This is a genomic window from Halomonas sp. AOP12-B1-6 (genome assembly GCF_052379225.1).
In the GTDB taxonomy this organism is placed as follows: Bacteria; Pseudomonadota; Gammaproteobacteria; order Pseudomonadales; family Halomonadaceae; genus Vreelandella; species Vreelandella casei.
Genome location: NZ_JBQSYK010000006.1, coordinates 149,591 through 168,159, shown reverse-complemented (window position 1 = coordinate 168,159; position 18,569 = coordinate 149,591). Strand labels below are relative to the sequence as shown.

Genomic DNA, 18,569 nt, shown 5'->3' with positions numbered 1-18,569 from the left:
AACGTAAAGAGGTTATAGCAGTGGCTAAGGAAAAATTTGAACGTTCCAAACCGCACGTCAACGTCGGCACCATTGGTCACGTCGACCACGGTAAAACGACTCTGACAGCGGCCCTAACCCGCGTGTCTGCTGAAGTTTTCGGCGGCGACTGGAGCGAGTTCTCGTCTATCGATAACGCTCCTGAAGAGCGCGAGCGCGGTATCACGATCGCTACGTCCCACGTGGAATACCAGTCTGAAATGCGCCACTACGCGCACGTTGACTGCCCAGGACACGCTGACTACGTCAAGAACATGATCACCGGTGCTGCGCAGATGGACGGCGCGATCCTGGTATGTTCTGCCGCTGACGGCCCGATGCCGCAAACTCGCGAGCACATCCTGCTGTCTCGTCAGGTTGGCGTACCGTACATCGTTGTGTTCCTGAACAAAGCGGACATGGTTGATGACGAAGAGCTGCTCGAACTGGTAGAGATGGAAGTTCGTGAACTCCTCGATCAGTACGACTTCCCGGGCGACGACACGCCGATCATCACAGGTTCTGCGCTGATGGCGTTGAACGGTGAAGATGAGAACGGAATGGGTACCACCGCGGTTGCTAATCTGATCAAAGCTCTGGATGATTACATTCCTGAGCCGGAGCGTGCGATCGACCAGCCGTTCCTGATGCCGATCGAAGACGTGTTCTCTATCTCTGGCCGCGGTACTGTTGTAACCGGTCGTGTAGAGCGCGGTATCGTGAAAGCGGGCGAAGAAGTTGAAATCGTCGGTATTCGTGACACCACTAAAACGATCGTTACTGGCGTTGAAATGTTCCGCAAGCTGCTCGACGAAGGTCGTGCTGGTGAGAACGTTGGCGCCCTGCTACGTGGTACTAAGCGTGATGACGTCGAGCGTGGTCAGGTACTGGCCAAGCCAGGCAGCATTCATCCGCACACTACCTTCGAAGCAGAAGTTTACGTTCTGTCCAAAGAAGAAGGTGGTCGTCATACGCCTTTCTTCAAGGGCTACCGTCCTCAGTTCTACTTCCGTACCACCGATGTAACGGGTACTTGTGAACTGCCGGAAGGTGTTGAAATGGTTATGCCTGGTGACAACGTGCAAATGGTTGTTACCTTGATCGCTCCGATTGCCATGGACGACGGTCTACGCTTCGCAATTCGCGAAGGTGGTCGTACTGTCGGTGCTGGCGTTGTAGCTAAGATCGTCAAGTAAGCTATTTGCTTGAATGATGAAGGGGGCTCTGATGAGCCCCCTTTTCTGCGCACCATCAGCAAATGTTTGACATGGGCTTGTGGCGTGCCTATAATGCGCATCCTTTGAATGCGTGGGTAGACGGCTCGCGCCGTCGACATCCATTGGAGTTTAGGGCAAATGCAGAACCAAAAGATTCGCATTCGGTTGAAAGCGTTCGACCATCGCCTGATCGATCAGTCCACAGCGGAGATTGTTGAAACCGCTAAGCGTACTGGTGCTCAGGTTCGTGGGCCGATCCCGCTGCCAACCAACCGTGAGCGCTTCACCATTCTGATCTCGCCGCACGTCAATAAAGATGCGCGTGACCAGTATGAGATTCGTACTCACAAGCGTGTGCTCGACATCGTTGAGCCGACTGAGAAAACTGTTGATGCACTGATGAAGCTCGATCTCGCCGCTGGCGTTGACGTGCAAATCAAGCTCAACTAATTACACTAGTCACTTTGCGGCCCAGCGTTCATCGCTTGTTTTAAACAAGCTTAGTATGATCAGCAGCCGCCACGCCGTGAGGCGCCATACAATGTGCTAGTGGAATGCTCTGGAAAGGGCAGCCATAGCGGGTGATAGCCCCGTACACTATAGGAGACTGAGTATGACTATCGGTTTAGTCGGTAAAAAGGCCGGGATGACCCGTGTCTTTACCGAAGACGGCGCGTCTGTGCCCGTAACCGTTATTGAAGTTGATCCTAATCGTGTTACACGCGTTAAATCTGTCGAGTCTGACGGTTACGCAGCGATTCAGGTCACATCTGGTTCTCGTAAAGCCAAGCACCTCACCAAAGCGCAAGCTGGACAGTTTGCCAAGGCGGGTGTTGAGGCTGGTCGTGCACTGATGGAATTCCGTCTTGCAGAAGGCGAAACAATTCCTGAGGTGGGTGGCGAAATCACCGTATCCCTCTTCGAAGCTGGTCAAATGGTTGACGTGACTGGCACCTCTAAAGGTAAAGGCTTCCAGGGTGCTGTTAAGCGCTGGAATTTCCGTACCCAAGACATGACTCACGGTAACTCTCTGTCGCATCGCGCGCCGGGTTCTATCGGCATGTGTCAGACTCCGGGTCGCGTTTTCAAAGGCAAAAAGATGGCCGGTCAAATGGGTAATGCCCGTTGCACCGTTCAAAGCCTTGAGATCGTCCGTGTCGACGCCGAGCGTAACCTGCTGCTGATCAAAGGCGCAGTGCCGGGTGCTCCCGGTAGTGACGTTATCGTTCGCAGCGCCGTGAAAGCTGGCTGAAGGGGATAATTACCAATGAATCTGAATCTTGCTGCAGGCGCGGGTACCGTTGAAGTAGCCGACGCCACTTTTGGCAAAGAATTCAACGAAGCGCTCGTTCACCAAGTGGTTACTGCCTATTTGGCTGGTGGCCGTCAGGGAACTCACGCACAAAAGAGTCGTTCCGACGTTCGTGGCGGTGGTAAAAAGCCTTGGCGTCAGAAAGGCACCGGTCGTGCACGTGCCGGTACTATCCGCTCTCCGCTATGGCGTGGCGGCGGCGTAACCTTCGCGGCTCGTCCGCAAGACTACACTCAGAAGGTTAACCGCAAGATGTACCGCGCAGCGATGCGCTCCATCCTGTCTGAGCTGGTACGTCAAGAGCGTCTAGTCGCGATTGAAGAGTTCAGCGTCGATGCGCCTAAGACCAAGCAGGTAGCTGCCAAGCTGAAAGAGCTCAACCTTGAAAAAGTGTTGATCGTCACTGAAGAAGTTGACGAAAAACTCTATTTGGCCGCACGCAACCTTCCCCACGTTGATGTGGTGGATGTCGCGGCAGCTGACCCGGTAAGTCTGGTAGCCTTTGATAAGGTCCTGATTACCGTCTCCGCCCTGCGTAAATTCGAGGAGAAGCTGGCATGAACCAGGAACGCGTATTCAAGGTTCTGCTTGGGCCGCACGTGACCGAAAAGGCCGCGATGGCAGCCGAGCGCAACCAGTACGTTTTCAAGGTGGCACGCGATGCTACCAAGCCCGAGATCAAGAAAGCCGTAGAAGCACTTTTCGGCAAGAAGGTCGGTAGTGTTCAGGTACTGAACATGAAGGGTAAAACGAAGCGTACTGCGAACGGTGTTGGCCTACGTAAGGGTTACCGCAAAGCGTATGTGACCCTGGCTGCGGGTGAAACGCTCGAAGACTTCACAGGCGCCGAATAGGGCAGGAGTACGGATAATGGCAATCGTCAAGACCAAACCCACTTCCGCCGGTCGTCGCCACGTCGTCAAGATCGTTGGCGAGGAACTGTTCAAGGGCCGTGCTTATGCACCGCTTTTGGAAAAACAGTCCAAGTCCGGTGGCCGTAATAATAACGGTCGCATCACCACTCGCCACATAGGCGGTGGTCATCGTCACCACTATCGGTTGATCGATTTCAAACGTACCAAGGATGGCGTTCCAGCCACCGTTGAGCGTTTAGAGCACGATCCCAATCGCAGTGCGCACATTGCACTGCTGATGTATGCCGATGGTGAGCGTCGTTACATCATTGCACCGAAAGGTGTCAGCGCGGGTGACGTGCTGGAATCTGGTGTTAATGCGTCGATCAAGAAAGGCAATGCATTGCCGCTGCGCAACGTCCCATTGGGTTCTACGGTGCACTGCATCGAACTCAAGCCGGGTAAAGGTGCGCAGATTGCACGCAGTGCCGGTACAAGCGCCCAGTTGGTAGCTCGTGAAGGTAACTACGCCACGCTACGTCTTCGCTCTGGCGAAATGCGTAAAGTATTGGCTGAGTGCCGCGCGACGTTGGGCGAGGTGAGCAACTCTGAGCACAGCCTGCGTCAACTTGGCAAGGCCGGTGCGAAGCGCTGGAGAGGCGTGCGTCCGACTGTTCGCGGTGTCGCGATGAACCCGGTGGATCACCCACACGGTGGTGGCGAAGGCCGCACCAGTGGTGGTCGTCACCCGGTCTCCCCTTGGGGTGTGCCGACTAAGGGTCACAAGACGCGTAAGAACAAGCGCACCGACAAGCTGATCATCCGTCGTCGTAATAAGACGCGCTGATCTAAATTGCCCAGACACTAAGAGGTAACGGCTGTGCCACGTTCACTAAAGAAAGGTCCCTTCATTGACCTTCATCTTTTGAAGAAGGTAGAGGCTGCAGTGGAGAAGAACGATCGCAAACCAATTAAGACTTGGTCGCGCCGTTCAATGATCCTGCCAAACATGGTAGGCCTCACTATCGCTGTCCATAATGGTCGTCAACACATCCCGGTGCACGTATCCGAGGAAATGGTTGGCCACAAATTGGGCGAATTCGCTGCTACTCGCACTTATCGCGGGCATGCGGCGGATAAAAAAGCCAAACGGTAAGCCAGAGAGGATTGAGAGATGGAAGTCACAGCTAAGCTGCTTGGCGCTCGTTTATCCGCCCAGAAGGCCCGTTTGGTGGCTGACCAGGTGCGCGGTAAACCTGTCGCCGAGGCACTCGACCTGCTGACCTTCTCACCGAAGAAGGCTGCTAAGCTGGTTAAGAAGGTGCTGCAATCCGCCATAGCAAACGCGGAAGAAAATAACGGCATGGATATTGACGAGCTGCGTGTCTCGACCATCTGCGTCGATGAGGGCATGACGCTCAAGCGTATCAAGCCGCGTGCCAAAGGGCGTGCGGATCGTATCTTGAAGCGCACGTGCCACATCACCGTCAAGGTAGCCGAGAAGTAGGAGTCGACCGATGGGTCAGAAAGTCAATCCAACAGGCATTCGACTGGGCATCGTCAAAGACCATGCTTCTGTCTGGTATGCTGAGCGCGGCGCTTACGCCGATAAGCTCAATAACGATCTCGAAGTGCGTAGCTTCTTGGAAGAGCGTCTTAAAAGCGCTTCTGTGAGCCGCATCCACATCGAGCGTCCGGCGAACAACGCCCGCATCACCATTCACACCGCCCGTCCGGGTATTGTGATTGGTAAGAAAGGTGAAGATGTCGACCGTCTGCGTCGCGATCTCACCCAGATGATGGGTGTCCCCGTGCATGTGAACATCGAAGAAGTTCGCAAGCCGGAGCTGGATGCCAAGCTAGTCGCTGCTAACGTAGCGGGTCAGCTTGAGCGTCGCGTGATGTTCCGTCGTGCTATGAAGCGCGCGGTACAAAACGCAATGCGTCTTGGCGCTGGTGGCATCAAGATTCAGCTGTCAGGTCGTCTTGGTGGCGCTGAAATCGCACGTACCGAATGGTACCGCGAAGGTCGCGTTCCGTTGCACACGTTGCGTGCGGATATCGACTACGCCACTTACGAAGCTCACACCACCTATGGCGTTATCGGCGTCAAAGTGTGGATCTTCAAGGGTGAAATCCTCGGCGGTATCGAGGAAGTACGTGCCAAGGCCAAACAGCCTGCCGGCAACGCGCCCAAGAAGAAAGGTTCCAGGTAAGGGGAGAGCGAGTCGATGTTACAGCCCAAGCGTATGAAATTCCGCAAGATGATGAAAGGCCGCAACCGTGGCCTGGCGCATCGCGGAAGCAAGATCAGCTTCGGGGAATATGGCCTTAAAGCTACCGGTCGCGGCCGCATCACTGCGCGTCAGATCGAAGCAGGCCGTCGTGCGATCACACGTCACGTTAAACGTGGCGGTAAGATCTGGATCCGCGTCTTCCCTGATAAGCCGATCTCTAAGAAGCCGCTCGAAGTTCGTATGGGTAAAGGTAAAGGTTCTGTTGAGTACTGGGTAGCCCAGATCCAACCGGGTCGGGTCCTTTATGAAATAGAAGGCGTGTCGGAAGAGCTCGCTCGTGAAGCGTTTGAGCTCGCCGCACAGAAAATGCCCTTATCCACCACCTTTGCGAAACGGACGGTGATGTGATGAAAGCCCAGGAAATTCGTGAAAAGTCCGCAGGAGAGCTCCAGGAGCAACTCCTCGAACTCCTCCGCGAGCAGTTTAACCTGCGCATGCAGAAGGCCACTGGCCAACTGAGCCAGACTCATCTGCTCAAGCAGGTCCGTCGGGATATCGCCCGCGTTAAGACTATGCTCAACGAGAAGGCAGGTGATTGAGATGGCCGAAGAGAAAACAACGCGTACGCTCACCGGTAAAGTGGTGAGCGATAAGATGGACAAGTCCATCGTCGTTATGATCGAGCGGCGCGAGCGTCACCCGATCTACGGAAAATACGTTAAGCGCTCCACCAAGCTGCACGCCCATGATGAGGCGAACCAGGCAAAGGCAGGCGATACGGTTTCCATTCAGGAGTGCCGTCCGCTTTCCAAGAAGAAAGCCTGGACGCTCGTCGAGGTGGTTGAACACGCCAAGGGTTAATCCCGAGGCTGTCCAATCAGTGTAGTCAGATTAGGTTTGGAGAAAACCGATGATTCAGACTCAGACAATGCTGGATGTCGCCGACAACAGCGGAGCGCGCCGGGTGCAATGCATCAAGGTGCTAGGCGGTTCACACCGTCGCTACGCTCGTATAGGTGATGTCATCAAGGTCACGGTTAAGGAAGCGATTCCGCGTGGCAAGGTCAAAAAAGGCCAGGTGCTAAAAGCGGTCGTGGTCCGGACCCGTAGTGGCGTCCGTCGTCCCGACGGTTCGCTCATCCGTTTCGATGGAAATGCGGCAGTTTTGTTGAATAACACCAACGAACAGCCCATCGGTACCCGTATTTTTGGGCCGGTGACTCGTGAACTTCGTAATGAAAAGTTCATGAAGATCATTTCCTTAGCGCCTGAAGTGCTGTAAGGAGCGAGGCGGATATGCAAAAGATCAAACGTGACGATGAAGTCATCGTCATCGCCGGGAAGGATAAAGGCAAACGTGGCACTGTTAAGCGGGTATTAGAAAGCCGCTTCTTGGTGTCCGGTGTGAACATGATTAAACGTCACACCAAGCCAAATCCCATGGCGGGTAATCAGGGCGGTATCGTCGAGCGTGAGGCTCCGATTCACGCGTCCAACGTAGCCATCTTCAATTCGGAGACCGGTAAGGCGGATCGCGTCGGCTTCCAAGTTAAGGAAGACGGTACCAAGGTACGTATCTACAAGTCGACGCAGACGCAGATCGACGCCTAACGCGAGTCGGGTAGCAAAATGGCGAACTTGAAAGAACGTTATCAAAACGAGGTAGCAGCTGAACTTAAAGAACAGTTTAGCTATGCCAACGTTATGCAGGTACCCCGGATCACGAAAGTGACTCTGAATATGGGTATCGGCGAAGCAGTCAACGATAAAAAGTTGATTGACAATGCCATCGGCGACCTAGAGAAACTCTCTGGTCAAAAACCGTTGGTGACCAAGGCACGTAAGTCCATCGCGGGCTTTAAGGTGCGCGAAGGTTGGCCAATTGGCATCAAGGTAACTCTGCGCGCTGAGCGTATGTGGGACTTCTTGGACCGTTTGGTTTACATCGCGATTCCCCGCGTGCGTGACTTCCGTGGTCTCAACCCGAAGTCCTTCGACGGTCGCGGCAACTATTCTATGGGTGTGCGTGAGCAGATCATCTTCCCGGAGATCGAGTATGATAAAATCGATCGCATCCGTGGGTTGGACGTCACTATCACTACTACCGCCAAAACCGATGAGGAAGGTCGTGCGCTGCTAGCGGCGCTGAACTTCCCCTTCAAGAAATAAGGGTGGGATCATGGCTAAGAAAAGTATGATAGAGCGTGAGCTCAAACGTACGCAATTGGTGGCGAAGTATGCCACCAAGCGTGCCGAGCTCAAGAAGATCATCTCAGGCGTTGATTCGTCTGAGGAAGACCGCTTCGAGGCGACGCTGAAGCTGCAGCAACTGCCGCGCGACTCAAGCCCGGTGCGTCAGCGTAACCGCTGCCGCATCACTGGTCGTCCGCACGGTTTTTACAACAAGTTCGGCCTCGGCCGTAACAAGCTGCGTGAAGCCGCCATGCGTGGCGACGTCCCTGGACTCAAAAAGTCCAGTTGGTAACGCCACGTAGAATCATCAGGAGCGCACATTAAATGAGCATGCAAGATACTCTAGCGGATATGATAACTCGTCTCCGCAATGCGCAGATGGCCACCAAGGAGACGGCTACCATGCCGTCCTCCAAGTTGAAAGTGCAAGTGGCCCGAGTGCTAAAGGAAGAAGGCTACATTGCCGACTTTACGGTTGCAGAGGGTGTTAAGCCTGAGCTGACCGTGACTCTCAAATACTTTGAGGGTAAGCCGGTTATTGAGCATATTCAGCGGGTTTCCAAGCCGTCCCTGCGCCGCTATATGGGCAAGGACAACCTGCCTAAGGTCGCCGATGGTCTTGGTATTGCGATTGTCACTACGTCAAGTGGTGTCATGACCGATCGTGCCGCGCGCCAAGCCGGTGTGGGTGGCGAAGTCATCTGCACCGTATTCTAGGAGGCTGGAATGTCCCGCATAGCGAAATATCCGGTTAAAGTGCCCGCCGGTGTTGATGTTAAAATCAATGCTGACCAGCTGACCGCCAAGGGCGGCCAGGGCACGCTATCTTTGACCATCCACTCAGATGTAGTGGTCGGTCAAGAAGATGGCCAGCTGACCTTCGCCCCGAGCGAATCTGCCAAGAGCTGGGCAATGGCCGGTACTACCCGCGCCTTAGTTCAGAACCTGGTAACGGGCGTATCCGAGGGTTTCACAAAGACTCTCGAAATTGTTGGCGTCGGTTATCGTGCCCAAGCTAAGGGCCAGACGCTCAATCTTTCACTGGGCTTCTCGCACCCGGTCGACTACGAACTGCCTGAAGGTGTCTCAGCGGAAACGCCGAAAAACACCGTGATCGTGCTGAAAAGCGCGAACAAGCAGCAGCTCGGTCAGTGCGCCGCGGAAATCCGCGCTTTCCGTCCGCCTGAGCCATATAAAGGCAAGGGTGTACGGTACGCCGACGAGCAGGTGCGTCGCAAAGAAGCCAAGAAGAAGTAAGGCAGGGTTATGAACGCGAAGAAAGAATCTCGTCTCCGTCGTGCCCGCCGCGCTCGCGCAAAGATCCGCGAGCTGGGCGTGTATCGCCTGTGCGTCAACCGTACCCCGCGTCACATCTATGCGCAGATTATCTCGCCGGATGGTGGCAAAGTGTTAGCCAGTGCTTCTACGCTGGACAAAGCACTGCGCGAGGGTGCGACCGGTAACTCAGATGCTGCCTCTAAAGTAGGTGCACTGATTGCCGAACGCGCTAAAGAAGCAGGCATCACCCAGGTGGCCTTCGACCGTGCTGGCTTTAAGTATCACGGCCGCGTCAAGGCTCTGGCCGACGCCGCACGTGAAGGCGGCCTGGAATTCTAAAGGGTTTTACGATGGCGAAGAACGAACAGCAAAGCGGTGATCTGCAAGAGAAGTTAGTGCAGGTCAACCGCGTCGCCAAGGTGGTCAAGGGTGGTCGTATTTTCGGCTTCACCGCACTGACCGTCGTTGGTGATGGTAAAGGTCGTGTCGGTTTCGGTCGTGGCAAGGCGCGTGAAGTGCCGGTCGCAATCCAGAAAGCGATGGATCAAGCTCGTCGCAATATGGTCAAGGTGAACCTTGCTGGCCACACGCTGCAGTACCCGATTAAAGCCCGTCACGGTGCTTCTAAGGTGTACATGCAGCCGGCTTCCGAAGGTACCGGTATTATTGCCGGTGGCGCCATGCGCTCTGTATTAGAGCTCGCTGGTGTCCACGATGTACTGGCCAAGTGCTACGGTTCCACCAACCCGGTTAACGTGGTACGAGCGACTGTTAAAGGTCTCTCCTCCATGCAAGCACCGGAAGACATCGCCGCTAAGCGCGGTCTGTCTGTCGACGCGATCACGGGGTAAGACACCATGGCAGCAACGATCAAGTTTACTCAGATCCGCAGCACCATCGGCATTTTGCCTAAGCACAAGGCCACTATGAAAGGCCTGGGTCTGCGTCGCATCGGTCAGACGGTTGAACTGGAAGACACCCCAGCCGTACGCGGCATGATCAACAAGGTTAACTACCTTGTGCGCGTTGAGGGAGAGTAATCCATGAAACTTAATACCTTAAGCCCGGCACCGGGCTCCAAGCACGCTGCAAAGCGCGTTGGTCGTGGTATCGGTTCCGGTCTTGGTAAGACCGGTGGCCGTGGTCACAAAGGTCAGAAATCACGCAGTGGCGGTAGCGTCAAGCCTGGTTTCGAAGGCGGTCAGATGCCTTTGCAGCGTCGTTTGCCGAAATTCGGTTTTACGTCTGCAAAATCATTAGTATCTGAAGAAGTACGCCTGGCCGAACTTGCTAAAGTAGCCGGTGGCGAAGTCACTATGGCGACATTGAAGCAAGCCAACGTGCTGAAGGACTCTACGCTACACGCGAAGATTATCCTTTCTGGCGAATTGAAAACGGCAGTTACCGTTCGCGGAATCAAGGTCACCAAAGGTGCCCGTGAAGCGATCGAAGCTGCTGGCGGCAAGGTAGAGGACTAAATGGCCAAGTCAGGAAAAATGCCGGCGATGGGCAGCGGTCTGAGTGAACTGTGGGCGCGTTTGCGCTTCGTGCTCCTCGCCATCGTGGTGTACCGTATTGGTGCCCACATTCCCGTTCCCGGTATCAATCCTGACCAGCTTGCTGCCTTGTTTAGGGAGCAACAGGGTACTATCTTAGGCATGTTTAACATGTTCTCGGGTGGTGCCCTGGAGCGCATGAGTGTCCTCGCCCTGGGTATAATGCCCTATATTTCGGCGTCGATTATCATGCAGCTCATGACTGCGGTCTCCCCTCATCTTGAGCAGCTCAAGAAAGAGGGTGAGGCTGGCCGCCGCAAGATCAGCCAGTACACCCGCTACGGCACGGTGATACTGGCATTTGTCCAGGCTACCGGCATGTCCGTCGGTCTGGCTAGCCAAGGTATCGCGTACAGCGCTGACTTCAGTTTCTTCTTCACCGCCGTGGTTACGTTTGTATCAGGCGCGGTGTTTATGATGTGGCTGGGTGAGCAAATTACCGAGAAGGGCATCGGCAACGGTATTTCGCTGCTGATCTTCTCCGGTATTGTCGCTGGGCTACCGAGTGCCGTGGGCCAAGCCTTTGAGCTTGCCCGTAACGAAGGCGCCTGGAATGTTCTGCCGCTGTTAGCGTTGTCTGTGTTAGGTATTGCCACTGTCGCTTTCGTGGTTTTCATTGAGCGCGGCCAACGCCGTCTTAAGGTTAACTACCCACGGCGTCAGGTGGGCAATAAGATGTATGCAGGCCAAAGCAGTTACCTGCCTTTGAAGGTTAATATGGCTGGCGTTATTCCAGCTATCTTTGCCTCCAGTATTCTACTCTTCCCGGCCTCTATTGGTCAGTGGGTAGGTGCCGGTGAAGGTATGGAGTGGTTGCAGCGTGCATCCCAGGCATTAGGTCCAGGTCAACCGCTTTACATCTTGCTTTTCGCGGCGGCAGTGGTATTCTTCTGCTTCTTTTACACAGCGCTGGTCTTCAACCCCAAGGATGTGGCTGACAATCTTAAAAAGTCAGGCGCTTTCCTGCCGGGCATTCGCCCCGGCGAGCAGACCGCTCGCTATATCGACAAGGTCATGACACGCTTGACCCTGTTCGGTGCCTTGTATATCACTGCGGTTTCCTTGATGCCCCAGTTCTTGATTGTGGCGTGGAACGTGCCGTTCTTTTTCGGCGGTACCTCGTTGTTAATCGTAGTCGTGGTCATCATGGACTTCATGGCCCAGGTGCAATCGCATCTCATGTCGCATCAGTATGACTCAGTGATGAAGAAGTCCAACCTGAAAGGCTACGGTAGCGGCGGTATCATGCGCTGAGAGGCGCCGCCCACCCCTATTAAGTTAGTTAAGGTGGCGAGCCGCGAGCCGGTTTTTGGAGAAAGATCGATGAAAGTTCGAGCTTCCGTAAAGAAAATGTGCCGTAACTGCAAGATCATTCGTCGCAATGGCGCTGTCCGCGTCATTTGCAGCGAACCACGGCACAAACAGCGCCAGGGTTAATACCCCTGGGTTGTTTTAAGCGGGTGCCAGCATACCCCTTGCCCTCGGGCAAATGAAGGGGTATGCTGTTGCGCCTTTTGTAGATGAATAAACGAGCAAGCCGCTCAAATTTCGGAGTAAGCTGATGGCCCGTATTGCAGGCGTCAATATCCCGGACAACAAGCATGCGGCGATCTCGCTGACCTATATCTTCGGGATTGGCCGTACTCGTGCTGAGCACATCTGTGCAGCAGCCGGTATCGCCACTACTGCCAAGATCCAGGATCTGTCTTCTGAAGAAGTCGACACCCTGCGTTCTGAAGTTGGCAAGTACACCGTAGAAGGTGACCTTCGTCGTGATGTTACGCTTAATATTAAGCGTCTCATGGACTTAGGTTGCTACCGTGGTCTGCGTCATCGTCGTAGTCTTCCGCTGCGTGGTCAGCGGACTAAGACTAACGCGCGCACCCGTAAGGGCCCGCGTAAGCCGATCCGCAAATAATACGCAGGCTCTTTAATAGAGAGCCGGCGTAACGACAGGAATAGACATCAACATGGCTAACCCGCGTAGTAACCGTAAAAAGGTTAAAAAGCAGGTAGTGGACGCGATTGCGCACATCCATGCCTCTTTTAACAACACGATCGTGACGATCACAGACCGCCAGGGCAATGCGCTTTCTTGGGCAACTGCCGGTGGTTCGGGTTTTCGTGGTTCTCGCAAGAGCACCCCGTTCGCTGCTCAAGTGGCAAGTGAACGTGCAGCAACTGCTGCAGCCGAGTATGGTGTGAAAAACGTAGACGTACTGGTTAAAGGCCCCGGTCCTGGTCGTGAATCCGCCGTGCGTGCACTTAACGCCGCCGGCTTCCGCGTGCAAAGCATCACAGACGCGACGCCCATTCCTCACAATGGCTGCCGTCCGCCTAAGAAACGCCGCGTTTAAGGAGACAGATTCATGGCTCGTTATATTGGACCGAAGTGCAAACTGTCTCGTCGTGAAGGCACCGATCTCTTTTTGAAGAGTGGTGTGACTCCCTTCGAGAAAAAGTGTAAATCCGAGCAAATCCCGGGTGTACACGGCCAACGTCGTCAGCGTCTTTCAGACTACGGCTTGCAGCTTCGCGAGAAGCAAAAAGTACGTCGCATGTATGGCGTACTCGAAAAACAGTTCCGCAACTACTACAAAGAAGCTGCTCGCCTGAAAGGCGCGACCGGTGAAGTATTGTTGCAGTTGTTAGAATCCCGACTGGATAACGTCGTCTATCGTATGGGCTTTGGCTCGACTCGCTCTGAAGCGCGTCAGCTAGTAAGCCACAAGGCGATTTCAGTGAACGGACGTACCGTTAACGTGGCTTCCTATCAAGTTAAGCCGGGTGACGTTGTTTCCATTCGCGAAAAGGCGAAGAACCAAGCACGTATTCAAAGCGCACTGTCCATTGCGGCAAACCGTGGCGATATTGTTTGGATCGAGATCGACGCCAAGAAGATGGAAGGCACTTTCAAGGCTCTGCCTGAACGCGGTGACCTGACTGCCGACATCAACGAAAACCTGATCGTCGAGCTGTACTCCAAGTAAGCAGCGTTAATTAAGTAAGAGTCTGCTTCTTGAAGCCCGGACGGGTAGCGTAGCTCTCCGTCCGGTTGCTCTTGAGTACATGCTCTTGAGCCTATGCTCTTGAGACTGAGTATCCGTTTGGCAGCCTGAAAGGTGTTCATATGCAGCGTTCAGTGACAGAGTTTCTCCGCCCTCGCGACATCAAGGTCGAAGAAATCAGCGCACATCACGCCAAAATCGTACTCGAACCATTCGAGCGCGGATTTGGTCACACCCTTGGGAATGCACTGCGTCGCATTCTGCTTTCGTCTATGCCCGGCTGTGCCGTGGTAGAGGCTGAAATTGCCGGTGTAGAGCATGAGTACAGTGCGCTCGAAGGGGTGCAGGAAGATGTTATTGAAATCCTCCTGAACTTGAAAGATGTTGCGATCAAGATGCACAGCCGCGATGAGGCGGTGCTCACGCTGAACAAGCAGGGCCCAGCCGTCGTCACCGCTGGCGACATTGCGCTTGATCATAGCGTCGAAATCGTCAACCCGGACCACATCATTGCTCATGTCAATGAAGGTGCCGAGCTGAAAATTCAGCTTAAGGTAGCGCTGGGTCGTGGCTACGAACCGGCTGACGCCCGCGGCTCTGATGAAGAGTCACGTGCTATTGGCCGCCTGCAGCTGGATGCCACCTTCAGCCCTGTCCGCCGTGTTTCCTACTCGGTTGAGGCCGCTCGTGTTGAGCAGCGCACCGACCTCGATAAGCTAATTATCGATTTGGAAACCGACGGTACCCTGGATCCGGAAGAGGCTATCCGTCGCAGTGCGACCATTCTGCAAGAGCAGCTGGCCGCCTTCGTCGACCTGGAAGCTGATAAAGAACAGGAAGTCGAAGAAGAAGAGGATCACGTTGATCCAATTCTATTGCGCCCCGTAGACGATCTTGAGTTGACCGTTCGTAGCGCGAACTGCCTAAAAGCCGAGAATATTTACTACATTGGTGATTTGATTCAGCGCACAGAAGTTGAGCTGTTGAAAACACCTAACCTCGGTAAAAAGTCTTTGAATGAAATCAAAGATGTATTGGCGGCGCGCGGCTTGTCCCTCGGCATGCGGTTGGAAAATTGGCCACCGGCAAGCCTGAAGGACGACAAGGCCTCCGCGTGAGTGTCGACTTGAGTCCCAGTTTGGTAAGGAATTACAACCATGCGTCATCGTAAGAGTGGTCGTCATCTGAATCGTACCAGCTCGCATCGCCAGGCAATGTTTAAAAACATGTCTGTCTCGCTGGTCGAGCATGAAGTCATTAAGACAACCCTGCCGAAAGCCAAGGAACTGCGTCGCGTTATCGAGCCGCTGATCACCTTGTCTAAGCAGGATAGCGTTGCAAACCGTCGCTTGGCGTTTGCCCGTACGCGTTCTAAAGAAGCGGTCGGCAAACTGTTCAACGAATTAGGTCCGCGTTACGCTGAGCGTCCGGGTGGTTACATCCGTATTCTTAAGTGCGGTTTCCGCACCGGCGACAACGCGCCTATGGCGTATGTTGAGCTAGTTGATCGTCCCGTTGTTGAAGAAGCCGCAGCAGAAGAGTAATCCTCTGTCGTCAGCGTCTTGAATAGCGAATGAAAACCGACCCTTTGGGTCGGTTTTTTTATACCTCTCAGCTAACACTCTCTAGGTGAGCCGAACTGGGTATATACTGCGCCTATTATAGATAGCCATAATGACTACCTTGCCGCCATGGGAAAGCCTTGTGTTGCGCCTTGAGTGTGGCATGGTAGTGGAACAGTACGAGCGCGTTGATAACGAGCAAGGGGCAGAGGCATGTATGCGAGGGTAAAACACGCTGTCGGTAAAGCATCGGCAGCATGGGCAGTGAGTATGGGGCTACTACTCATGCTGTCGTTGATCACCAGCGCTCACGCTGATAATCCGCGCTACGCGGGCATTGTGGTCGACTTGGATAATGGTGAAGTGCTGTATGCCGAAAATATTGATGATCAGCGTTATCCTGCATCGCTGACGAAAATGATGACGCTGTATTTAGCCTTCGAGGCGCTTCAAGCCGGTACCCTGCGTATCGACCAGCCCTTACCCGTTTCTAGCGTTGCCGCTGCTAAGCCTGCCGTAAAACTCTGGCTGGCGGCGGGCAGCTCTATTCCTGTTGATACGGCGATACGTGCACTGGCGGTGCGTTCAGCTAACGATGTCGCTGCGGTGATAGCGGAAGCGCTGGGCGGCACCGAAGAGCGCTTCAGTGACATGATGACGACCAAAGCGCGCGAATTAGGCATGCACGCCACGACCTTTCGCAATGCATCCGGTTTACCAGATGACGGCCAGGTGACTACCGCGCGCGATATGCTGACGCTTTCTGTACGCGTGATGCAGGATTTTCCTCAGTACTATCATTATTTTGGCCTGCAAGAGTTTACTTACCGTGGCACCCGGCATACCAGCCACAACCGCTTAGTGCGTGATTACCCCGGGGCTGATGGCCTGAAAACTGGATTTATTCGCGCCTCTGGTTTTAACGTGGCGACGACGGCCGTGCACGGCAATCGCCGGCTGATGGCTGTGGTGATGGGTGGCTTTTCCGCTCAGTCTCGTGATACCCATATGGCTAACTTGCTCGACCGCGGCTTTTTGCGCGCGTCACTACGCGACCAGTCAACCTGGATGGCCAGCACCAATGTCGCGCAGGAATTTATGACATTTGGCCCGGCTGCTTTGACGCCGCCTCAACCGGCTACGCCGCCGTCGCAGCGCCAGCCCATGCTGGCCGTCGTGGAAACCACGCCGGCAGCATCCCCATCGCCCTCACTGTCGTCAACGCCTGCTCAAGATCTCGATGCTCAGCTGGCTGATGTGTCGAATATACAGCGCCCCAATGAGCAGCAAGCCGCGCCGCAGCAAGATCCCTTACAGACGTTTATTGAGCGTGAGCAGCAGATGGCCTCGGTATCTGAATCCGGTGGCAGTTGGGGAATTCAGGTAGGCGCCTTTAGCCAAGAAATGCAGGCAAGACATCTTGCCCAGCAGGCGGCGCAGCGGGTAGACCAAAGCGTCGGTGGCCGTGTTGAAGTAGATACCATTGCTGGTCAAACGCCTGTTTACCGTGCTCGTGTAGTCGCGCTTGATGAGCAGCGCGCGCGTCAGGCATGCCGCCAACTGCACTCTCAAGGCATGGACTGCATGGTGGTCAACGCCAGCTTATAGCGCATTTCACTGGCATATCACCCCGCCAATCTGCATTGGCGGGGTTTTTTGTTTTGGGCGATTAATAAACAGGAGGCTGCGGTGACAACGTCGCTAAAGGGCATACTCAGCATGTGTATCGGCGTATTTTTTCTAGCGCTGGGTGATGCCGTCGCCAAGTGGCTTGGTGAGGTGCACTCGCCCCTGCAGATTATTTTCTTTCGTACACTGATATCGCTGCCGCTGATTGCGCTGCTGGCCCATTTTTCGGGAGGGCTGCGTAAACTGGGTACTCGAAGGCCAGGGGTGCATGCCGTTCGAGGTTTGATTTATACCGGCACCATGGTGTTCTTCGTGGTGGGCTTAACACTGCTTCCGCTGGCTGAGGCGACGGCGATTGCCTTTGTCGCTCCGCTGTTTGTCACACTGCTGTCGGTGCCTTTGCTTGGCGAGCGAATTGCACCGCCGGTGCTCGCTGCCTCATTGGTGGGTTTTATCGGTGTGCTGGTGGTGGTTCGTCCTGGCGAGGGTGCGTTTCACATTGGTACGCTCAGCATGATAGCGGCGGCCCTGTTTTATGCACTGATGATGATTACGGCGCGTCGCTACGGCGCTCGCGAGAATCTCTGGGCTATGGTGTTCTATGTCACGCTAGTGCCGTTTATAGTGACCGCGGTGAGCCTGCCTTGGGTGTGGCAAACGCCCCAACTCTGGCACTGGGCAGGTTTTATGGCATCGGGCGTGCTTGGCGTGGCGGCAACGGTGTTTATCACGTTGGCCTTTCGGTTTGCTCCGGCGGCCATCGCCGCACCGTTTGATTACACCGCCATGCTGTGGGCAGTGATACTGGGCTGGTGGTTTTGGGGTGAAATGCCGGACATCTGGGTGTGGGTGGGCAGCGTCTTGATTGTGAGTAGTGGGATTGCCGTGGCGTACTACGACCGTCGGACTACCTTAAAACGCCGCCCAACCTCTTAATCTGCCCTCAAGCAAACTGGTAGACATCCATCGCCAGCACGCCGTGCTCAACGCTGTGATGTAGCTGAGTTGCCTCGTTACCGGCGCCCATCGCGACAAGCAGCGGTTGAAAGTGCTCAGGCGTAGGGTGATTTCTATTGGCCTGCGGCGCCTTTTCCCAGTGCAGCAGCGCATCACGATCATTGGCGACTATATGGGTTGTCACCCAGCTTGAAAACTCATCTACCCAGGTAGGCATTTGACTGCCCATCGGCATCAGCTCATACAAGTTATGGGTCAGGCTGCCTGAGCCGATAATCAAAATACCTTCTTCTCGCAGTGCCGACAGCTGTTCGCCGAGTGCGACAAGCTCGCTATTACGCCAGTGCACGGGCAATGATAGTGACACGACGGGCACATCAGCAGCTGGAAACATCAACGAAAGTGGCACCCAGGCACCGTGGTCCATGCCACGCTCTACTCGCTCGGCATCGAGTAACAGCGCCAGCCGTTCGGCAAGCTCAGGGTCGCCTGAAGCAGGGTACTGACATTCGAAAAGCGCCCGCGGAAATCCTCCGAAGTCATGAATCGTTTCTGGCTTGGCGGTGGTGTTTACTTTGAGTGACGAACTCTCCCAATGTGCCGATATCACGATGACGGCTTTAGGCGAGAGACGTTTGCCCAATTCGCGTAAAAAAGCATGAGCGGGAGTTTTGTTCAGCGCCAGCATAGGCGAGCCGTGGGATATAAACAGGCTAGGTAACATGAGTGACTCTCCATCGCAGTGCCA

Annotated in this window: 32 protein-coding genes; 31 read left to right on the top strand and 1 reads right to left on the bottom strand. The window is 54.7% G+C overall.

Translation table 11 applies throughout. The features are described from left to right. Positions 1 to 20 precede the first annotated feature (20 nt). The 31 genes from tuf to ACT3TR_RS16575 all read left to right on the top strand — a co-directional run bounded on the left by tuf (position 21) and on the right by ACT3TR_RS16575 (position 17,800). Positions 21 to 1,214, top strand: coding sequence for an elongation factor Tu (gene tuf, locus ACT3TR_RS16725; RefSeq protein WP_444625742.1), 1,194 nt, complete (start codon positions 21 to 23; stop codon positions 1,212 to 1,214). A 159-nt stretch (positions 1,215 to 1,373) separates the two neighbouring features. Continuing rightward, on the top strand, positions 1,374 to 1,685 hold the full coding sequence (gene rpsJ / locus ACT3TR_RS16720; protein ID WP_096276530.1) for a 30S ribosomal protein S10: 312 nt from the start codon (positions 1,374 to 1,376) through the stop codon (positions 1,683 to 1,685). 163 nt (positions 1,686 to 1,848) lie between these two features. Continuing rightward, positions 1,849 to 2,487 (top strand): 50S ribosomal protein L3, encoded by a 639-nt coding sequence (rplC, locus tag ACT3TR_RS16715; RefSeq protein ID WP_008959169.1) that lies wholly within the window; start codon positions 1,849 to 1,851, stop codon positions 2,485 to 2,487. Positions 2,488 to 2,502: 15 nt separating this feature from the next. Then, positions 2,503 to 3,108: a 50S ribosomal protein L4 gene (gene rplD / locus ACT3TR_RS16710; protein ID WP_444625743.1), complete on the top strand. Its 606-nt coding sequence runs from the start codon at positions 2,503 to 2,505 to the stop codon at positions 3,106 to 3,108. Next, positions 3,105 to 3,401: a 50S ribosomal protein L23 gene (rplW, locus tag ACT3TR_RS16705; RefSeq protein ID WP_444625744.1), complete on the top strand. Its 297-nt coding sequence runs from the start codon at positions 3,105 to 3,107 to the stop codon at positions 3,399 to 3,401. The genes rplD and rplW overlap by 4 nt, the downstream gene beginning before the upstream one ends. 16 nt (positions 3,402 to 3,417) lie before the next feature. Continuing rightward, positions 3,418 to 4,248 (top strand): 50S ribosomal protein L2, encoded by an 831-nt coding sequence (gene rplB / locus ACT3TR_RS16700; protein WP_444625745.1) that lies wholly within the window; start codon positions 3,418 to 3,420, stop codon positions 4,246 to 4,248. A 33-nt stretch (positions 4,249 to 4,281) separates the two neighbouring features. Beyond that, the gene (gene rpsS, locus ACT3TR_RS16695; protein WP_096276522.1) at positions 4,282 to 4,557 is read left to right on the top strand and encodes a 30S ribosomal protein S19; all 276 of its coding nucleotides are present in this window, start codon (positions 4,282 to 4,284) and stop codon (positions 4,555 to 4,557) included. An 18-nt stretch (positions 4,558 to 4,575) separates the two neighbouring features. Then, a complete protein-coding gene (gene rplV, locus ACT3TR_RS16690; protein ID WP_007112002.1) occupies positions 4,576 to 4,908 on the top strand; it encodes a 50S ribosomal protein L22 in 333 nt (110 codons plus the stop codon). A gap of 10 nt (positions 4,909 to 4,918) precedes the next feature. Next, positions 4,919 to 5,617, top strand: coding sequence for a 30S ribosomal protein S3 (gene rpsC / locus ACT3TR_RS16685; protein ID WP_008959164.1), 699 nt, complete (start codon positions 4,919 to 4,921; stop codon positions 5,615 to 5,617). Between the two features lie 15 nt (positions 5,618 to 5,632). Further along, positions 5,633 to 6,046: a 50S ribosomal protein L16 gene (rplP, locus tag ACT3TR_RS16680; protein ID WP_007112000.1), complete on the top strand. Its 414-nt coding sequence runs from the start codon at positions 5,633 to 5,635 to the stop codon at positions 6,044 to 6,046. After that, positions 6,046 to 6,237 (top strand): 50S ribosomal protein L29, encoded by a 192-nt coding sequence (gene rpmC / locus ACT3TR_RS16675; RefSeq protein WP_096276518.1) that lies wholly within the window; start codon positions 6,046 to 6,048, stop codon positions 6,235 to 6,237. Before rplP ends, rpmC begins: the two co-directional genes overlap by 1 nt. A 1-nt stretch (position 6,238) precedes the next feature. After that, positions 6,239 to 6,499, top strand: coding sequence for a 30S ribosomal protein S17 (rpsQ, locus tag ACT3TR_RS16670; protein ID WP_096276515.1), 261 nt, complete (start codon positions 6,239 to 6,241; stop codon positions 6,497 to 6,499). Positions 6,500 to 6,548: 49 nt separating this feature from the next. After that, on the top strand, positions 6,549 to 6,920 hold the full coding sequence (gene rplN / locus ACT3TR_RS16665; protein ID WP_096276513.1) for a 50S ribosomal protein L14: 372 nt from the start codon (positions 6,549 to 6,551) through the stop codon (positions 6,918 to 6,920). 14 nt (positions 6,921 to 6,934) lie between these two features. Further along, positions 6,935 to 7,249 (top strand): 50S ribosomal protein L24, encoded by a 315-nt coding sequence (rplX, locus tag ACT3TR_RS16660; protein WP_096276511.1) that lies wholly within the window; start codon positions 6,935 to 6,937, stop codon positions 7,247 to 7,249. An 18-nt stretch (positions 7,250 to 7,267) separates the two neighbouring features. Continuing rightward, positions 7,268 to 7,807 (top strand): 50S ribosomal protein L5, encoded by a 540-nt coding sequence (gene rplE / locus ACT3TR_RS16655; protein WP_096276508.1) that lies wholly within the window; start codon positions 7,268 to 7,270, stop codon positions 7,805 to 7,807. A gap of 10 nt (positions 7,808 to 7,817) precedes the next feature. Beyond that, the gene (rpsN, locus tag ACT3TR_RS16650; protein WP_096276506.1) at positions 7,818 to 8,123 is read left to right on the top strand and encodes a 30S ribosomal protein S14; all 306 of its coding nucleotides are present in this window, start codon (positions 7,818 to 7,820) and stop codon (positions 8,121 to 8,123) included. Between the two features lie 32 nt (positions 8,124 to 8,155). Continuing rightward, entirely contained in the window at positions 8,156 to 8,548 is a 393-nt protein-coding gene (gene rpsH, locus ACT3TR_RS16645; protein WP_096276504.1) for a 30S ribosomal protein S8, read from the top strand. A 9-nt stretch (positions 8,549 to 8,557) separates the two neighbouring features. After that, entirely contained in the window at positions 8,558 to 9,088 is a 531-nt protein-coding gene (rplF, locus tag ACT3TR_RS16640; RefSeq protein WP_444625746.1) for a 50S ribosomal protein L6, read from the top strand. A gap of 9 nt (positions 9,089 to 9,097) precedes the next feature. Beyond that, positions 9,098 to 9,448 (top strand): 50S ribosomal protein L18, encoded by a 351-nt coding sequence (gene rplR, locus ACT3TR_RS16635; RefSeq protein ID WP_008959159.1) that lies wholly within the window; start codon positions 9,098 to 9,100, stop codon positions 9,446 to 9,448. Positions 9,449 to 9,459: 11 nt separating this feature from the next. Next, positions 9,460 to 9,960, top strand: coding sequence for a 30S ribosomal protein S5 (gene rpsE, locus ACT3TR_RS16630; protein ID WP_096276500.1), 501 nt, complete (start codon positions 9,460 to 9,462; stop codon positions 9,958 to 9,960). A 6-nt stretch (positions 9,961 to 9,966) separates the two neighbouring features. Next, positions 9,967 to 10,149 carry a 50S ribosomal protein L30 gene (rpmD, locus tag ACT3TR_RS16625; protein WP_096276498.1) on the top strand — a complete coding sequence of 61 codons (183 nt, stop codon included), beginning with the start codon at positions 9,967 to 9,969 and terminating at the stop codon, positions 10,147 to 10,149. 3 nt (positions 10,150 to 10,152) lie between these two features. Then, the gene (rplO, locus tag ACT3TR_RS16620; RefSeq protein WP_096276496.1) at positions 10,153 to 10,587 is read left to right on the top strand and encodes a 50S ribosomal protein L15; all 435 of its coding nucleotides are present in this window, start codon (positions 10,153 to 10,155) and stop codon (positions 10,585 to 10,587) included. After that, positions 10,588 to 11,919, top strand: a complete 1,332-nt coding sequence (secY, locus tag ACT3TR_RS16615; protein WP_444625747.1) for a preprotein translocase subunit SecY — start codon at positions 10,588 to 10,590, stop codon at positions 11,917 to 11,919. It begins immediately after the preceding gene. Between the two features lie 69 nt (positions 11,920 to 11,988). Further along, entirely contained in the window at positions 11,989 to 12,102 is a 114-nt protein-coding gene (rpmJ, locus tag ACT3TR_RS16610) for a 50S ribosomal protein L36 (RefSeq protein WP_008959154.1), read from the top strand. Positions 12,103 to 12,226: 124 nt separating this feature from the next. Further along, positions 12,227 to 12,583: a 30S ribosomal protein S13 gene (gene rpsM, locus ACT3TR_RS16605; protein WP_008959153.1), complete on the top strand. Its 357-nt coding sequence runs from the start codon at positions 12,227 to 12,229 to the stop codon at positions 12,581 to 12,583. Positions 12,584 to 12,635: 52 nt separating this feature from the next. Next, positions 12,636 to 13,022: a 30S ribosomal protein S11 gene (gene rpsK, locus ACT3TR_RS16600; RefSeq protein WP_096276490.1), complete on the top strand. Its 387-nt coding sequence runs from the start codon at positions 12,636 to 12,638 to the stop codon at positions 13,020 to 13,022. 12 nt (positions 13,023 to 13,034) lie between these two features. After that, the gene (rpsD, locus tag ACT3TR_RS16595) at positions 13,035 to 13,655 is read left to right on the top strand and encodes a 30S ribosomal protein S4 (RefSeq protein ID WP_096276488.1); all 621 of its coding nucleotides are present in this window, start codon (positions 13,035 to 13,037) and stop codon (positions 13,653 to 13,655) included. A 140-nt stretch (positions 13,656 to 13,795) separates the two neighbouring features. Then, positions 13,796 to 14,791: a DNA-directed RNA polymerase subunit alpha gene (locus tag ACT3TR_RS16590; protein ID WP_113269833.1), complete on the top strand. Its 996-nt coding sequence runs from the start codon at positions 13,796 to 13,798 to the stop codon at positions 14,789 to 14,791. 39 nt (positions 14,792 to 14,830) lie between these two features. Next, positions 14,831 to 15,217 (top strand): 50S ribosomal protein L17, encoded by a 387-nt coding sequence (rplQ, locus tag ACT3TR_RS16585; protein ID WP_096276486.1) that lies wholly within the window; start codon positions 14,831 to 14,833, stop codon positions 15,215 to 15,217. Positions 15,218 to 15,448: 231 nt separating this feature from the next. Then, a complete protein-coding gene (locus tag ACT3TR_RS16580) occupies positions 15,449 to 16,843 on the top strand; it encodes a D-alanyl-D-alanine carboxypeptidase (RefSeq protein ID WP_444625748.1) in 1,395 nt (464 codons plus the stop codon). A gap of 81 nt (positions 16,844 to 16,924) precedes the next feature. After that, positions 16,925 to 17,800 carry a DMT family transporter gene (locus ACT3TR_RS16575; protein ID WP_444625749.1) on the top strand — a complete coding sequence of 292 codons (876 nt, stop codon included), beginning with the start codon at positions 16,925 to 16,927 and terminating at the stop codon, positions 17,798 to 17,800. Positions 17,801 to 17,807: 7 nt separating this feature from the next. Here ACT3TR_RS16575 and ACT3TR_RS16570 read toward each other — a convergent pair whose 3' ends face one another. Beyond that, the gene (locus tag ACT3TR_RS16570; RefSeq protein WP_441686872.1) at positions 17,808 to 18,545 is read right to left on the bottom strand and encodes a DODA-type extradiol aromatic ring-opening family dioxygenase; all 738 of its coding nucleotides are present in this window, start codon (positions 18,543 to 18,545) and stop codon (positions 17,808 to 17,810) included. Positions 18,546 to 18,569 lie beyond the last annotated feature (24 nt).

Coding starts and splice junctions, on each gene's coding strand:
- rpsJ (WP_096276530.1), top strand. CDS start 1,374: ATGCAGAACCAAAAGATTCGCATTCGGTTGAAAGCGTTCGACCATCGC.
- rplC (WP_008959169.1), top strand. CDS start 1,849: ATGACTATCGGTTTAGTCGGTAAAAAGGCCGGGATGACCCGTGTCTTT.
- rplD (WP_444625743.1), top strand. CDS start 2,503: ATGAATCTGAATCTTGCTGCAGGCGCGGGTACCGTTGAAGTAGCCGAC.
- rplW (WP_444625744.1), top strand. CDS start 3,105: ATGAACCAGGAACGCGTATTCAAGGTTCTGCTTGGGCCGCACGTGACC.
- rplB (WP_444625745.1), top strand. CDS start 3,418: ATGGCAATCGTCAAGACCAAACCCACTTCCGCCGGTCGTCGCCACGTC.
- rplV (WP_007112002.1), top strand. CDS start 4,576: ATGGAAGTCACAGCTAAGCTGCTTGGCGCTCGTTTATCCGCCCAGAAG.
- rpsC (WP_008959164.1), top strand. CDS start 4,919: ATGGGTCAGAAAGTCAATCCAACAGGCATTCGACTGGGCATCGTCAAA.
- rplP (WP_007112000.1), top strand. CDS start 5,633: ATGTTACAGCCCAAGCGTATGAAATTCCGCAAGATGATGAAAGGCCGC.
- rpmC (WP_096276518.1), top strand. CDS start 6,046: ATGAAAGCCCAGGAAATTCGTGAAAAGTCCGCAGGAGAGCTCCAGGAG.
- rpsQ (WP_096276515.1), top strand. CDS start 6,239: ATGGCCGAAGAGAAAACAACGCGTACGCTCACCGGTAAAGTGGTGAGC.
- rplN (WP_096276513.1), top strand. CDS start 6,549: ATGATTCAGACTCAGACAATGCTGGATGTCGCCGACAACAGCGGAGCG.
- rplX (WP_096276511.1), top strand. CDS start 6,935: ATGCAAAAGATCAAACGTGACGATGAAGTCATCGTCATCGCCGGGAAG.
- rplE (WP_096276508.1), top strand. CDS start 7,268: ATGGCGAACTTGAAAGAACGTTATCAAAACGAGGTAGCAGCTGAACTT.
- rpsN (WP_096276506.1), top strand. CDS start 7,818: ATGGCTAAGAAAAGTATGATAGAGCGTGAGCTCAAACGTACGCAATTG.
- rpsH (WP_096276504.1), top strand. CDS start 8,156: ATGAGCATGCAAGATACTCTAGCGGATATGATAACTCGTCTCCGCAAT.
- rplF (WP_444625746.1), top strand. CDS start 8,558: ATGTCCCGCATAGCGAAATATCCGGTTAAAGTGCCCGCCGGTGTTGAT.
- rplR (WP_008959159.1), top strand. CDS start 9,098: ATGAACGCGAAGAAAGAATCTCGTCTCCGTCGTGCCCGCCGCGCTCGC.
- rpsE (WP_096276500.1), top strand. CDS start 9,460: ATGGCGAAGAACGAACAGCAAAGCGGTGATCTGCAAGAGAAGTTAGTG.
- rpmD (WP_096276498.1), top strand. CDS start 9,967: ATGGCAGCAACGATCAAGTTTACTCAGATCCGCAGCACCATCGGCATT.
- rplO (WP_096276496.1), top strand. CDS start 10,153: ATGAAACTTAATACCTTAAGCCCGGCACCGGGCTCCAAGCACGCTGCA.
- secY (WP_444625747.1), top strand. CDS start 10,588: ATGGCCAAGTCAGGAAAAATGCCGGCGATGGGCAGCGGTCTGAGTGAA.
- rpmJ (WP_008959154.1), top strand. CDS start 11,989: ATGAAAGTTCGAGCTTCCGTAAAGAAAATGTGCCGTAACTGCAAGATC.
- rpsM (WP_008959153.1), top strand. CDS start 12,227: ATGGCCCGTATTGCAGGCGTCAATATCCCGGACAACAAGCATGCGGCG.
- rpsK (WP_096276490.1), top strand. CDS start 12,636: ATGGCTAACCCGCGTAGTAACCGTAAAAAGGTTAAAAAGCAGGTAGTG.
- rpsD (WP_096276488.1), top strand. CDS start 13,035: ATGGCTCGTTATATTGGACCGAAGTGCAAACTGTCTCGTCGTGAAGGC.
- ACT3TR_RS16590 (WP_113269833.1), top strand. CDS start 13,796: ATGCAGCGTTCAGTGACAGAGTTTCTCCGCCCTCGCGACATCAAGGTC.
- rplQ (WP_096276486.1), top strand. CDS start 14,831: ATGCGTCATCGTAAGAGTGGTCGTCATCTGAATCGTACCAGCTCGCAT.
- ACT3TR_RS16580 (WP_444625748.1), top strand. CDS start 15,449: ATGTATGCGAGGGTAAAACACGCTGTCGGTAAAGCATCGGCAGCATGG.
- ACT3TR_RS16570 (WP_441686872.1), bottom strand. CDS start 18,545: ATGTTACCTAGCCTGTTTATATCCCACGGCTCGCCTATGCTGGCGCTG.